Origin of the sequence: Rhodomicrobium vannielii ATCC 17100 (assembly GCF_000166055.1) — a bacterium.
GTDB lineage: Bacteria > Pseudomonadota > Alphaproteobacteria > Rhizobiales > Rhodomicrobiaceae > Rhodomicrobium > Rhodomicrobium vannielii.
In genome coordinates this window covers 2,240,189-2,254,585 of the sequence record NC_014664.1, presented here as the reverse complement: position 1 = coordinate 2,254,585, position 14,397 = coordinate 2,240,189, and the positions used below count along the sequence as shown (strand labels likewise).

Genomic DNA, 14,397 nt, shown 5'->3' with positions numbered 1-14,397 from the left:
TACAGCACTAAACTGTGCAATCAAAGGTTGTGTATTTGACGCAAATACAAACAGAAGTATATGCGTGAAGTCTGCCGTTTGAGCAATCGAGTTTGAAACAGCCCATTAAATGCAGCGAACTGTGCGAGGGACGCCACGCGCACTCTTTGAACGATTCGCCGCAAGCCAAGGCAGCGCTTTATTCCGCGTCTTTCGAACGCGCTTGTTGAAGCTCAGCCATCGGCCCCACACCCGGCAAGCCCATTGGATCGCGACCTTTACCGTTCGAATGATTTTCCCGTTCTTTGATGTGGGCAAAGTGGAGCTTGGAGTTCAAACCGATCTGCCGTAGGGTTCTGTGTCAGGATGACGAACCGAAAGCGTGGCGATCTTGCGCACCTTGTTGGCCATTATTATCTCGATTGGCCTTGTGCTTAGCATAAGCACTAGTTCAGCCATGGCTACGCATTCCGTCTCCATGAAGGGCCCTGCCCTCGAAAGTGACGCTTCCAGCCATCACGCGTCCGCACAGTCCATGATGCCCGAGCACAAGGGCGGCATGGGTGGTTGCCATAAAGCTCCGTCGAAGGCTCCTGCCGACGCGTGCAACGGCTGCGGCTCCAAGGCGAAATGCACGCACGATTCCTGCTTATGCTTGAAATGCTTCAGCGCGATGGTCGATGTGCGGCCGGTTGCCCTTGCCGCTATGACCATCCCCACGCGCCACACTCTTCATCGGGCCAATAGGCCGCCCGACAGCATGCGCCAACCTCCGGCACCGCCTCCACAAGTCTGATCCCATTCGAACCGAGTCCCAGCACGTTCTGCGGTTGCACGCGGCTGCGCGCGCGACAGAAACTCTTCGAACAGGATTGACGCGATGAAATTGCATTTCAGCGCCGCTGCCCTCGGGCTCGCGGTGGTATTCCTCGATTCTCAGGCATTTGCCGGAGCGAACGACTACGAATTCCAGGCTGTCTCCAACGATTTCAAGGCCGGTTCTGGCCGAGACGTCGCGGTTCGGCTGATACACAAGCCAACGGGCAAGCCCGTGACGGGTGCCGTGCTGTTCCGCTCCCGCCTCGACATGTCCCCCGATGGCATGGGCGATATGACGGGCAAGCTTGCGGCGGACGCATCGAGCGAGCCAGGGCTTTACCGCTTCAAGGCCGATCTCACCATGGCTGGAAGCTGGGCGCTCAAGCTCATGGCCAAGGTGCCCGGCGAGAGCGAGACTGTCGAAGGTACGGTCCTGATCCAGGCCAAAGACTAGTCATGAACAGCAAGCTTTTAGCGGGGACCGCCGTCATGGCGGTCTTCGCGAGCGCCGTTGTCGGCTACCGATCGGAGCCCGGCACATGGCCAAGCGTGCGCGTCGTTGCGAAAAGCATGGCGGCGGAGTCCGGCGCGGCCGGGCGCGAGGTTCTTTACTGGCAAGACCCGGACGGGAAAAGCGATTTCTCGCCCGAGCCGAAGAAGACGCCCGATGGCCGCGCCTACGTGCCGGTGTACGAGGATCAGGAGGCAAGCTTCCAGGGCGCGAAACCGGCAAAGCCGCAAGGCGGTCGCAAAATCCTCTACTACCGCAATCCCATGGGGCTGCCCGACGTCTCCACCGCGCCCAAAAAGGACTCGATGGGGATGGACTACATCCCCGTCTACGAGGGCGACGAGCAAGACGGCTCCACGGTCAAAATCTCCCCCGGAAAACTCCAGCGGACCGGAGTGCGATCCGAGCCGGTGACCAGGCGCGCGATCGTGACCTCGATCCGTGCTCCCGGCGTGGTTCAGGCCGACGAGCATCGCCAGTCGGTCGTTGTGCTTCGCTTCGATGCCTTCCTCAACGGGTTGGAGCACATCACGACGGGCAGCAAGGTCCGCAAAGGCGAGCCTCTGATGCGCGTATACAGCTCCGTCTTGTCGGCGGCGGCGGCTCAATACATCACCGATCTGGGAATCCGCGATACCGGAGGACTCTCCACCAACAGGGGCGCAAGGCAACGCCTTGAAAATCTCGGCGTGCCGGATGCGATCATCAAGGACATCGAGCGCAGCAAGCAAGGTTCGCTGACGGTTGTCTGGCCGGCGCCGCGAGATGGCTTTGTCGTCGAACACAACGTCGTCGAAGGCATGCAGGCGAAGACGGGCGATGTCCTGTTTCGCATCGCCGATCTCTCCGTGATTTGGGTGCTGGCCGACGTGGCCGAGCGGGATCTCGCGATGATCGCGCCGGGCCAAAAGGCAACCGTTACGCCGCGTGGCTATCCCGGCAAGACCTTCACCGGAACGATCAGCCTCATCTACCCCGTCCTGAACAAGGAAACGCGAACGGCGCGCGTGCGCATCGAACTCGCCAATCCCGAGACGATCCTCAGGCCAAACATGTACGCCGATGTGGCCATCGACAGCGGCAGCAATAAGCCTGTGGTCGCTGTTCCGGAAAGCGCGATCATCGACAGCGGTATTCGCAAAACCGTCATCGTGGACAAGGGCGAAGGCCGTTTCGAGCCGCGCGAAGTCAAAACCGGAAGTCGCGGCGATGGGTTCGTCGAAATCAGGGAGGGCGTTTCCGACAAGGACAAGGTCGTCACCGCCGCCAACTTTCTCATCGACGCGGAAAGCAATCTCAAAGCCGCGCTTCAGGGGCTCACTACCGGTGGAGAAGCGAAATGATTGCCCGCATCATCGAATGGTCGGCGCGCAACATCATGGTCGTGCTGATCGCAACCCTCCTCGCCATCGCGGGCGGCATCTATGCGCTGCGTCATCTGCCGCTCGATGCCATCCCCGATCTGTCCGACACGCAAGTCATCGTCTACACGAACTATCCGGGCCAGGCGCCGCAAGTGGTCGAGGATCAAGTTACCTATCCTCTGGCAACCGCGATGCTGACGGTGCCGAAATCGAAAGTCGTTCGCGCGTTTTCGTTTTTTGGCGTCTCGTTTGTCTACATCATTTTCGAGGACGGCACCGACATCTACTGGGCGCGAAGCCGCGTTCTTGAATATTTGAACGCCGCGCAGGCGCGCCTGCCCACGGGCATTACGCCGGTGCTCGGCCCAGATGCGACAAGCGTCGGCTGGGTGTATCAGTACGCCATCCACTCAAAGACGCTGAACCTCGCGGAGACGCGCTCGCTTCAGGATTTCACGCTGCGCTATGGCCTCGCCAAGGCCGAAGGCGTCGCGGAAGTTGCCAGCGCCGGCGGTTTCGTGAAGCAGTATAATGTGATCGTCGATCCGCAGCGGCTGCGCGATCTCGGTATATCGCTCGACAAGATCCGGGACGCCATTCGCGCCAGTAATGCCGATGTCGGCGGCCGCACGCTGGAGCTTTCCGAATTTGAGTATGTCGTTCGCGGCAAGGGCTATCTCCGCGGCGTCGAAGATCTGCGCAAGATCGTCGTGAAGGTGGATAATGGAACGCCGGTCTTGTTGCGCGATGTATCCCGGATCGAACTTGGACCCGACGAGCGGCGCGGCATTACCGAACTCAACGGCGAGGGCGAGGTCGCGAGCGGCATCGCGCTTCAGCGGTTTGGCCTGAATGCGCTCGACGTTATCGACAACGTGAAAAAGCGTATGGCGGAACTCGCGCCAAGCTTGCCCGCGGGCACGGATATCGTTCCGGTCTACGATCGCTCGAACCTCATCTATGCCGCGATCGACACGCTGAAAAGCACGCTCCTGGAAGAGAGCGCCATCGTTGCGTTGGTCTGCATCGTCTTCCTGCTGCACATTCGCAGCGCGCTGGTCGCCATTCTCATGCTGCCGGTCGGCATCCTGCTGGCCTTCGCCGCCATGCGCTGGCTCGGCCTCGGCGCAAACATCATGAGCCTCGGCGGCATCGCGATTGCCATCGGCGCCATGATCGATGGCGCGATTGTCATGATCGAGAATGCGCACAAGCATCTTGAACGCGCCGAGCCAGGCAAACCGCGCTCTGAAATCCTCATTGAGGCGGCGAAACAAGTCGGCCCGGCGCTGTTTTTCAGCCTGCTCATCATCACCGTTTCCTTCATGCCGATCTTCACGCTGGAATCGCAGGAAGGGCGGATGTTCGGTCCGCTCGCTTTCACCAAGACCTTCTCGATGGCGGCGGCGGCGATTCTGTCCGTGACGCTCGTGCCGGTGCTGATGATCCTGTTCGTGCGTGGGAAAATCATCCCCGAGCACAAGAACCCGATCAACCGGGTGCTCATCTGGCTGTACCGGCCCATCATCAAGGGGGTGTTGAAAGCGAGAACGCTGACGATTGTCGTGGCGCTTGCCGTCCTCGGCGCAAGCGTCTGGCCCGCTTCGCAGCTCGGCTCCGAGTTCATGCCGACACTCGACGAGGGCACGCTGCTTTACATGCCGACGACTTTGCCGGGCATCTCCATCACAAAGGCTGCGGATCTCCTGCAAACACAGGACCGCATCATCAAGACCTTTCCGGAGGTCGCCTCCGTGTACGGCAAGGCAGGGCGCGCGGAGACTTCGACCGACCCGGCCCCGACCGAGATGTTCGAGACCGTCATCAACCTGAAGCCGAAGGAGGAATGGCGGCCTGGCGTCACCATTGAAAGCCTGACCGCCGAGATGGACAAGGCGCTGCAATTTCCGGGCGTTTCCAATGCATGGACGATGCCGATCAAGGCGCGCATCGATATGCTCGCGACGGGCATTCGCACGCCCGTCGGCATCAAGGTGCTCGGCAGGGATCTGACCGAACTGGATCAGGTTGCAAAGCAGATCGAGACTGTCGTCCGAAATGTGCCCGGCACCACCAGCGCCTACGCCGAGCGCGTGATCGGCGGCTATTACCTCGACATCGTCCCGGATCGCGATGCACTCGCCCGCTATGGCCTCCTGATCGGCAACCTTCAGGACACCATCGCCATGGCGCTCGGCGGCCAAGCCGTGACAACGACCGTCGAGGGCCGCGAGCGCTACACGGTCAACGTCCGATACCCGCGCGATTTCCGCGACAATCCCGAAGCGATCGCTCGCGAGGTGCTCGTGCCGTTGGCGAGCGGTGGCGCGGTGCCACTCGGGGAGGTCGCCACGGTGCAACAGACGCGCGGGCCGAATGCGATCCGCACGGAAAACGGGCAACTCGCCGTCTATATTTATGTCGACATGCAAGGCCGCGACCTTGGGAGCTATGTTGCCGACGCTCGGAAAGCGGTGGTCGACAATGTAAAATTCCCGACCGGGACTTATGTCCAGTGGAGCGGCCAATTCGAATACATGCAACGCGCCATCGCGAAGCTGAAGATCGTGGTGCCGCTCACGCTCGCCATTATCTTCCTGCTGCTCTATCTCAATTTCGGCACGCTGACCGAAACGCTCATCGTGATGTTATCGCTGCCGTTTGCGCTCGTCGGCGGCTTATGGCTGATGTGGTGGCTCGGCTTCAATATGTCGGTGGCCGTCGCGGTCGGCTTCATCGCGCTTGCGGGCGTCGCGGCCGAAACGGGCGTCGTCATGCTGATCTATCTCGATCAGGCGCTACGGGAGGTGAAGGCTGAGCGCGAAGCCCAAGGCGAGCCGTTCACAAAGGCCGATCTTCACAGAGCCATCATGCGTGGCGCGGTGGAGCGCGTCCGACCCAAGATGATGACCGTCGTGGCGATCATGGCGGGGCTATTGCCCATCCTTTGGAGCACGGGGACCGGCTCCGAAGTGATGCAACGCATTGCCGTGCCCATGATCGGCGGCATGGTTTCATCGACGGTCCTGACCTTGGTCGTCATCCCGGCGATCTATGCTCTGGTGAAGGGTGTCGGCCTGTCGAAGCCGGAACCGCGCACAACGGCGCAGGCGATTCGCGCTTCGGTGACAGCAGACGGGTGACGGGGGCAGAAAGGCTAAGCTTGGCGCGGACTACGGGTTCGGGTGAACGCCGAAAACGCATGTCGAGTTTTGCGCGCGAGGCAGGGTGCGGTTCGTTGGATTTCGACGGCGGAAGCAAAACTGCGACTATAAGCCGTCCCGGCCAACTCATCCTCATAACAGCGCTGCTGAAAAAACATGCTCGAGTCTTCCGCGATTTGACAATGATACCAGCCATGCGGTTCCGGAAAATGTGTTGACACTCCCGTGTTGCCTTGTGCGGCCAAGTTTTCTAAGGTCGCGGCGCTGTGCCGGAAGCTAAACGATATTTCCACTCGTCCGGCCGTGGGCTTCTTTCGCCCAACCCTCTCGTTCCAGGATCTCATCCATGAACCAAGTACTTTGGATCATTATTGCTGGGGGCGCGCTCTCCATCCTGTATGGCGCGCTGACCACGCGCTCGCTGTTGGCGGCCAGCCCCGGCAACGCGCGCATGCAGGAAATCGCCGCGGCGATTCAGGAAGGCGCGTCAGCCTATTTGACGCGGCAGTACACCACGATCGCGATCGTCGGCGCGGTCATCTTCGTCATCCTCACCTATCTCCTGTCCTTGACGGTTGGCGTCGGCTTTCTGATCGGCGCGCTTCTGTCGGGCGCGGCGGGCTTCATCGGCATGCTCGTGTCTGTTCGCGCGAATGTGCGGACGACGCAGGCCTCTTCCGAAAGCCTCGCTCAGGGCCTTTCCATGGCCTTCAAGGCGGGCGCTGTGACCGGGCTTCTCGTGGCCGGTCTCGCGCTGCTCGGCGTCACCTTCTATTACGGCGTGCTGACGCAGTATCTCGGCTATGCGCCGAATGACCGCCGCGTGATCGATGCGCTCGTGGCTCTTGGCTTCGGCGCCTCGCTGATTTCGATCTTTGCACGTCTTGGCGGCGGCATCTTCACGAAAGGCGCTGACGTCGGCGGCGATCTCGTCGGCAAGGTTGAAGCCGGTATCCCCGAGGACGACCCGCGCAACCCGGCGACCATCGCCGACAACGTGGGCGACAACGTCGGCGACTGCGCTGGCATGGCGGCCGACCTTTTCGAGACCTACGCCGTGACCGTCGTTGCGACCATGGTGCTTTCCTCCATCTACTTCGCCTACGATCCGGACCTTCTGTCCCGGATGATGGTCTTCCCGCTCGCCATCGGCGCGGCCTGCGTCGTGACCTCCATTATCGGCACGTTCTTCGTCCGCCTTGGCTCGAACAACTCGATCATGGGCGCGCTCTACAAGGGCTTCATCGCCACCGGCTTGCTCTCTCTGATCGCCCTCTATCCGCTTACCGACTACCTCGTCGGCCTCGGCACGACGCTGAAAGCCAACGAAGCGACGTTCACGGGTATGGACTTGTTCTGGTGCGGCGTGGTCGGTCTCGCCGTGACAACCGCCATCGTCGTGATCACCGAATACTACACCGGTACGGACTATCGCCCGGTGAGGTCGATCGCGCAGTCGTCTGTGACCGGCCATGGTACGAACGTCATTCAGGGCCTCGCCGTCTCGCTTGAATCCACGGCCCTTCCGGCAATCGTCATCATCGCAGGCATCCTGTCCACCTATAACCTCGCCGGTCTTTACGGCATTGCCATCGCCGTAACGACGATGCTCGCCCTCGCCGGCATGGTCGTTGCTCTCGACGCTTTCGGCCCGGTGACGGACAATGCGGGCGGCATCGCCGAGATGGCGGATCTACCTTCAAGCGTTCGCAAGACCACCGACGCGCTCGACGCGGTCGGTAACACGACAAAGGCCGTGACGAAGGGCTATGCCATCGGTTCTGCGGGCCTCGGCGCACTCGTGCTGTTCGCGGCTTATACGGAGGACCTGCGCTACTTCATCGGTCAGGCGGCGACGAACCCGGATCACTTCCAGTACTTCAAGAACGTGACCGTCGATTTCTCGCTCTCGAACCCGTATGTCGTGGTCGGCTTGCTGTTCGGCGGTATGCTGCCCTATCTCTTCGCGGCGATGGGCATGACTGCGGTCGGGCGCGCGGCGAGTTCCATCGTCGAGGAAGTCCGCCGTCAGTTCCGCGAGAAGCCGGGCATCATGAAAGGCACCGAAAAGCCGGACTACGGTCGCGCGGTGGACATGCTGACCAAGGCCGCCATCAAGGAAATGGTGATCCCGTCGCTGCTGCCTGTGCTGTCGCCTGTCGTGATCTTCGTGATCATCAACGCGATCGCGGGCAAATCGGCCGCGTTCTCCGCGCTTGGTGCGATGCTCCTCGGCGTGATCATCACGGGACTGTTCGTCGCCATCTCGATGACCTCCGGCGGCGGCGCGTGGGATAACGCCAAGAAGTCTTTCGAAGACGGCTTCGTCGACAAGGATGGCGTCCGCCACATGAAGGGCTCGGATGCTCACAAGGCATCTGTGACCGGCGACACGGTGGGCGATCCCTACAAGGACACCGCCGGTCCGGCCGTAAACCCGATGATCAAGATCACCAATATCGTGGCGCTCCTGATCCTCGCGGTGCTTGCTCACCAGTAGGCGATAGCCTGGCATTGCCGGATGATTTGACCGGCGCGCCATTCTAGACGCGTAGAAAATGTCGATGGCCGGGGAGACCCGGCCATCGTTGTTTCTTTCGCTTCAAATCAGGGGCCATATTGACCTACCCCGGAATGCCCCTGCTTTCAGGTTATGGTCCGCTTTCCGAGGGGGAGACGGAAATGAAGCGGAGCCGCTTTTCTGAAGAGCAGATTATCGGGATTTTGAAAGAGCATCAGGCGGGGCTGCCAACGACTGCTATTTGCCGGAAGTACTGCATCAGCGACGCCACCTGAATGAGCACCTGTTCTGGAGCCCGAGCACGCGCGCCGGATCATCGAGCCTGGCAGCTACAGCACGGGACGCCCGCATGCGAGCCTCCGAGTTTGCTACCCGCCCAACAAAGGGCAAAGCCAGAACGGGCTCTACCTATGAACGGGTACATCGGAAAAGCGCCGTTTCGAAACGTCGGCGACGCGGCCGAAAAAGGTCCGAAATTTCGCGACGGAACGCTTGCACACCGGCGTTTAACCCGCTAGAGATATGGGCCTTCGCAGATCGCTTCGAGCGACTCTGCTCCGCACCGGTAGCTCAGCTGGATAGAGCACCAGACTACGAATCTGGGGGTCGGGAGTTCGAATCTTCCCCGGTGCGCCATTAATTTCAAGGGCTTAGCCCCTAAATCATACCCTAAAAATTCGGTTTTTCGCCCCGGGGTAATCTGTTGGGTAAACACCAGAGATGCCAGGAAACGGTAGATCGCGAGCCCGCTTGCAACCGCATTACGCCTTTGCCAAGGATACGTCCCGCGGCTTTCTCAAGTCTTGGTCGCTGCGAAGCATTCTACGTGTAGAAAGCCGGCTTTATTTATGGCCACGCTAGCGCTCGAACTCGCCGCTAAGGAAACCGCTATCGGAGGGGCTTAGCTTTCCGGCTTACCTATTTGGACGGGCGCACGGATGACGGCCTTGCCCGCAATATCCTTCCCACAAAGACGTCCTTCGCGGCCACCTTAGCTGTCAGTTGAATGCCTAGATGAGGCGTCCGACGGTCGTCCTCGAACGCCGCAAAATCATCGGTGCAAGTCGAGCCTACGTTGGGAGAAAAGAGCGTGGAGAAGCACCGCTTCACACCCGAGAAGTCGGCTCGTTCGACGCGCACCACGATGTCTAGATCACCCTTCGTGAGGCAGCCAGGGATGGAGGTTGCGCCAATGTGCAAGGCCTCGGCACAGGTCGGAAGGACCGAATCAAGTTCGCGCTTAACCGTTTCGAAAAGCGCCTCCGCGGCCCGGCGTGCTGCGTCAGCGTCGAGCGCTAGGCCGAAGAGATCATGACGAGCCATATGCGCTTCCTTCACATCCAAAGGCGGCGGTTGATGCGCAAGATCATACGTCGATCCGCTAAGCCCCGGACTGGTTCTTACGTCGATGAGGCTTGAGAACGCTTGCGCCTCACCGACAGCTGGAAGGGCAACCCGCCACCATCGCACCTACCTTGAAGACGCATTACGGTCAGGCAACAGCAGCACTTCCAGCCAGAAATGTTCGGCCCTCGCACGGTTGACGAATGCGCGGATCGGAGCCTATGTTTTGGCAGGTGCTGAACACACCATCACTGGCAAATCCGCGCTCGAAGACCAACGCGGATTTTTTATGCCCATGGGTATTGCAACACCTTCCATGCGGAAGGCGTTCGCCTATGGCCGGGTGTCTGCGGCTATACAATACCCGAAAGGGGAAGGCCGTAGGCGGGACCAGTGACCGTGTTCAAACACCCGGTCTCGCCCCTTGAACAGGGTGAGAGGCTGAACAACTCACTGGAGTTCTCAAATGGCGTTCTCACTTGTTCCTGCGTTTGACCTACCCGACACTGGTCATAGCGCCGCTGAATTCAGCGAACACATCGACGTGGCCGCGCAGGCATGCAGTCTGCTTCTCACAGCGATCGAAAGCCGCGCACCCAACGAAGATCGATGGGCCACCGTAGAATGCGCTGTTGCCGCGCTTGAACGCGCTGTCAGCGATATGAAGTCCGCTTTAGAGAAACCAAAAGAGGCTTGCCTCCCCCACCAAGGTCATCAAAGCATGGGATGACACGGCCGCCCCTTATGGCGCTATCCTAATATCTTGGAAATCTGCGTCGCGGCGGATTGAAGCGGGCATATACATATATGTAGAACTTGCATTCAGAGATAATATAAGGCAGTCCTTCCCCGTTTTTCTTGGGTGGCGGCGTGTCGAAGTCCCTGCACTCACATCTTTCTGCCGCGGCCGAGACGCTCGCGCCACCGACTCCGTGGCCGGACGCAAACGCGCGTCTACTCGGCCTCGGATGCGGGTTGCCCGTAAAGCCGCTCGACCGCGTCGCTCAGTTCAGCCCCGCCGAGTTCGAGCGTTTTACCCTCGAATGGGTATCGGGATATATCGCAATTAAGGTCCCCGAGATCGTCGAGGTTCAACAGCGCGGCGGCTCGGGCGACAAGGGGCGCGATGTCATCGCTTGGCTAGACCCCTCCACAGCACGCCAACGCCGTTGGCGCTTATATCAATGCAAACACTATGGCGGGGCACTAGGCGCGGGCGTGGCGGCGGCAGAAATAGCAAAGGTGATGTATTACACGATGCGAGGTGACTACTCGCCACCAGAGCAGTACTATTTCGTAACCCATAAAGGCGTCACCTCACCCTTTCAAGATCTTCTCGATAAGCCGAACGAACTCAAAGCCTATATCATCCAAAACTGGGACAAATATTGCCGTAAGCAAATCCGGGATGAGCCCATAGCTCTTTCCGATGATCTAAGAGCGCACATCAAGCAATTCGACTTCAGCATTTTTCGAGCCAAACAGCCCCATGAGCTCATTGAGGAGCATAGCCAAACGCGATATCACCTCACCGTATTTGGATTGCCTCTCATACAGAGGGCAAGACCACCACAACCTCCATCAGAGGTGGCTCCCAGAGAAACCGTATATGTCCATCAATTATTTAAAGTAATTTCTAACGAAATAGGAGCGCCAGTATCTGGAACAGCGGACTTCGTCCAATTCCAAAATTTTCGCTCACTCTTTGATCGTTCGAGAATTACGTTTTATTGTGCAGAGGGTCTTAAAGAGCTTGCGCGAGATCAAATGGCAGATGTCAAATTCTTCGATACACTTCTGACCGAATTCTGTGATGGGCTTTTTCACTGGTATAGCGACAGCACCGCAACCGGCTTTCAGCGGCTTACTAGGACAGTAAAAGGCGCGCAGCAACTTCAGCTCGGTACCCACCTCCTTGCCCAACATGTCCTCGCCAATGATCGGGAGGGAATGTGCCACCAACTCGCAAACGAGGGCCTAGTCCGATGGTGCGAGTAATGATCGATCATGCTCGGCTAGCACGCCCCTTTAATTCTCCGCTGGAATGCGGATTGAGGCTTCTGTTTGTGTTAGCTGCGGCTGAAGGTACTTCGCTCGATCTCCAGCGTCTTATTTTTTATGACTACTTACTCGTACACTCTGGGGACGTTCCAGGCGGGCCGGTAAGTCTCCATCCACCAGTCCCACACCGCAGTACTGAGCTGCTCATAAGACGCGACTTGGTGCAGCTCGGCCTGAATGAGATGTTCGCACGGGAGCTTATACAAAAGACCTTAGACGCACGTGGAATTAACTATCATTCGACAAAATTAACTTCCGCTTTTCTCATGCTGATGCAGACAGCTTACGCGGATGGGTTACGCGTAAGATCCTCATGGCTGATTTCAGAATTTCATCACTATGACGATAGCGATCTACAAGCCTATATGTCCAAGAATATCCCCAACTGGGGTGCGGAATTCGACAACCTAACCGCCATCAATGCACTGGAGCTGTGAGTTGTTACAACTTCGCAAAATCCTTATTCGCGGCTCGGGTGTTAGTGATGCGAGCGTCGGCTTCACCTCGGGGGGAAACATAGTCGCGGGCGAATCCGAGACCGGCAAAAGCTACCTACTCCGCTGTGTGGATTATATTTTTGGTGCTGACGAGCTCAGCAACCGCATACCAGAGGATGCCCCATATCTGCAGCTCTATGTGGAGTTTCAGAATTCGAGCGGCGAGATTCTCACGTTGGAGCGAAGTCTGAAAACGGGCGACATGGCGGCCTACCCGTGTCGAATTAGCGACATTTCCTTAAACACTGGCGCGAGGGTAATCCCGCGCCGGCACGGAAAGAGCGCCGCTAAGGACGTGACATCCGTACTATTTCCGTTTGCCGGGATACCCGACGCTATGCTGCGATCAAACAGTGATGGAAAGACACAGAGACTGACTATCCGCACATTTATTCCTTTAATCATGGTCGACGAAGTCTCGGTAATCGAAAAACAGTCCCCCGTCCTTGGGCCTGGTGGTTACGATTCAACTGCACGCAAGAGGATGTTCGCATTCATCCTTTCCGGAAAAGACGATGAAGGTATAGTTGCGAATGAGAAGCAAGAAATAACAAAGGCAAAGGCAAGCGCAAAACTAGGTGTTATCGCAGAATTAATAGCGCCACTCGAAGATAAAGTTAGTTCTATTTATGAGATAATACCAAACGAAATAATAGATAGAGTAGATATCAGTATTAATGATATTTATAATCGTATATTTTCTTACGAAAAATCCAGTCAACGTTTGGAGGAGAAGAGAAAAGAAGCAATCGCTGACACACACTACGCAGAAGCGCAAATGCGTGCCATCGACGAATTGCTAACACGGTATCGTTTGTTGGAGGAGCGTTACAGTTCTGATCTCTCACGGCTCGATTTCATAGCTGAGGGCGCGCACTATTTCGAAGCGCTGCAGGAGGTAAAATGCCCCCTCTGCGATCAATTGATGACACCTCATCACGCTCATCTCGCCGCATCGAGTAGTGCAGAAATTTACGAGTCGGCGCGCGCCGAAGCTTCAAAAATCCTAGCCCAACAAAAGGACCTCTATCAAGCTATCGAGAGCCTCAATGTGCGTCGCGAAGAACGGGAGCGCCAATGGAATGCAGCTAAAGAAACATTGGAGCGAACGGAAAGACGGCTCGACCAAGTCTTGCAACCTGCCTTGAGAGCCGACACGATACAGCTTCAGGCGCTGATCGCAAGGCGCGTAGATCTGGAAACAAAAAAGGCGGATCGGGATCAATTAGATAGTCTTCGCGCGATGAAAGCGGAAATTGAACGTGTCGCTTACATGGCAGGTGGCACAGCGAGACAGTGGGAGCCTCTTCCCAGAAAAGCCCTTCGGGCCTTCTGCGACGAAATTGAAGCTGTGCTAAAGGAATGGCGCTGGGTCGGTCCGGGTCAAGTAGAGTTCGACGACACAGCATTCGATATCATTGTCGATGGTCAAGCCCGCCAGTCGCATGGCAAAGGCGTTAGAGCTGTGCTCCACTCGGCATTTGTGGTGGCATTATTGCGCTACTGTCAGCGCGAAGGTCGTCCGCATCCAGGTTTTATCATGATTGATTCACCGCTAACGAGCTATAAAAAGAAGGGATCACAAGTAAAAGGAAGAATGGACCCCGTAGATTCATGCGTCGAAGAAGCGTTCTGGAACTCGCTAAAGTCGATAAACAGAGATATCCAAGTAATAGTTATCGAGAACAAAGAGCCGCCACTTGATGTTGCGAAAGCCGTGAATTACGAATGGTTCGCTGGGGGCACGGCGAAGGACGATGATCGCGCGGCGTTCATTCCATTATGGCGCCGTCCTGCTTGAGTTTTTTCAGCACCACCTCGAAGCCAAGGGCGCCGACGAAGGCGACGAAGTTCGCGAACTGCGGATAGGCGCCATCTTTCCAAGCGTAGGAGGCGCTGACGCTCACCCCGCTCCGGAACTCCGCATCGAAAACGCTCATAGTTTTGAGGCGTCGCTCGAAGAACAGGGCACGCATGACGGCGCGATGGTCGCCGATGCTGACTTCCCGTGATGCCTCCGCTGAGCGTGGGCGTTGGCGGCGCAGCACGATGTCGAAGCCGAGGGCATTGGCGAACGAGAACAGCTTGCCCATGGTGGGTGTCGCCCTTCCCGCCAGCCAGTATTGCGCCGAGTTGA

The 14,397-nt window shown here is 58.0% G+C and carries 10 protein-coding genes, 1 tRNA gene and 1 pseudogene; 10 read left to right on the top strand and 2 right to left on the bottom strand.

The window, feature by feature from the left end; all coding sequences use genetic code 11:
• Positions 1-859: 859 nt before the first annotated feature.
• The 6 genes and pseudogenes from RVAN_RS10370 to RVAN_RS10345 all read left to right on the top strand — a co-directional run bounded on the left by RVAN_RS10370 (position 860) and on the right by RVAN_RS10345 (position 8,994).
• Positions 860-1,252, top strand: a complete 393-nt coding sequence (locus RVAN_RS10370; protein ID WP_013419673.1) for a FixH family protein — start codon at positions 860-862, stop codon at positions 1,250-1,252.
• Between the two features lie 2 nt (positions 1,253-1,254).
• Positions 1,255-2,652 (top strand): efflux RND transporter periplasmic adaptor subunit, encoded by a 1,398-nt coding sequence (locus RVAN_RS10365; protein ID WP_013419672.1) that lies wholly within the window; start codon positions 1,255-1,257, stop codon positions 2,650-2,652.
• The gene (locus RVAN_RS10360) at positions 2,649-5,816 is read left to right on the top strand and encodes an efflux RND transporter permease subunit (protein WP_013419671.1); all 3,168 of its coding nucleotides are present in this window, start codon (positions 2,649-2,651) and stop codon (positions 5,814-5,816) included. Before RVAN_RS10365 ends, RVAN_RS10360 begins: the two co-directional genes overlap by 4 nt.
• Before the next feature lie 367 nt (positions 5,817-6,183).
• Positions 6,184-8,337, top strand: a complete 2,154-nt coding sequence (locus RVAN_RS10355; RefSeq protein WP_013419670.1) for a sodium-translocating pyrophosphatase — start codon at positions 6,184-6,186, stop codon at positions 8,335-8,337.
• 182 nt (positions 8,338-8,519) lie between these two features.
• Positions 8,520-8,630, top strand: a pseudogene (locus tag RVAN_RS20200) (transposase); the annotation flags it as partial.
• Between the two features lie 287 nt (positions 8,631-8,917).
• Positions 8,918-8,994, top strand: a tRNA-Arg gene (locus tag RVAN_RS10345).
• Between the two features lie 282 nt (positions 8,995-9,276).
• Here the strand turns inward: RVAN_RS10345 and RVAN_RS10340 are convergent.
• Positions 9,277-9,681 carry a GrpB family protein gene (locus RVAN_RS10340; RefSeq protein WP_013419669.1) on the bottom strand — a complete coding sequence of 135 codons (405 nt, stop codon included), beginning with the start codon at positions 9,679-9,681 and terminating at the stop codon, positions 9,277-9,279.
• Between the two features lie 487 nt (positions 9,682-10,168).
• On the opposite strand from RVAN_RS10340, the gene RVAN_RS10335 reads away from it, so the two are divergent.
• From RVAN_RS10335 to RVAN_RS10320, 4 genes are all read left to right on the top strand, one after another.
• On the top strand, positions 10,169-10,432 hold the full coding sequence (locus tag RVAN_RS10335; protein WP_013419668.1) for a hypothetical protein: 264 nt from the start codon (positions 10,169-10,171) through the stop codon (positions 10,430-10,432).
• Positions 10,433-10,677: 245 nt separating this feature from the next.
• Positions 10,678-11,700 (top strand): ABC-three component system protein, encoded by a 1,023-nt coding sequence (locus RVAN_RS10330; RefSeq protein WP_210160433.1) that lies wholly within the window; start codon positions 10,678-10,680, stop codon positions 11,698-11,700.
• A complete protein-coding gene (locus tag RVAN_RS10325; RefSeq protein WP_041787462.1) occupies positions 11,700-12,200 on the top strand; it encodes an ABC-three component system middle component 2 in 501 nt (166 codons plus the stop codon). Before RVAN_RS10330 ends, RVAN_RS10325 begins: the two co-directional genes overlap by 1 nt.
• A 1-nt stretch (position 12,201) precedes the next feature.
• Positions 12,202-14,061: a hypothetical protein gene (locus RVAN_RS10320; RefSeq protein WP_013419665.1), complete on the top strand. Its 1,860-nt coding sequence runs from the start codon at positions 12,202-12,204 to the stop codon at positions 14,059-14,061.
• Here the strand turns inward: RVAN_RS10320 and RVAN_RS10315 are convergent.
• Positions 14,033-14,353: a hypothetical protein gene (locus tag RVAN_RS10315; protein ID WP_013419664.1), complete on the bottom strand. Its 321-nt coding sequence runs from the start codon at positions 14,351-14,353 to the stop codon at positions 14,033-14,035. The two genes, RVAN_RS10320 and RVAN_RS10315, sit on opposite strands and share 29 nt — an antisense overlap.
• Between the last annotated feature and the right edge of the window lie 44 nt (positions 14,354-14,397).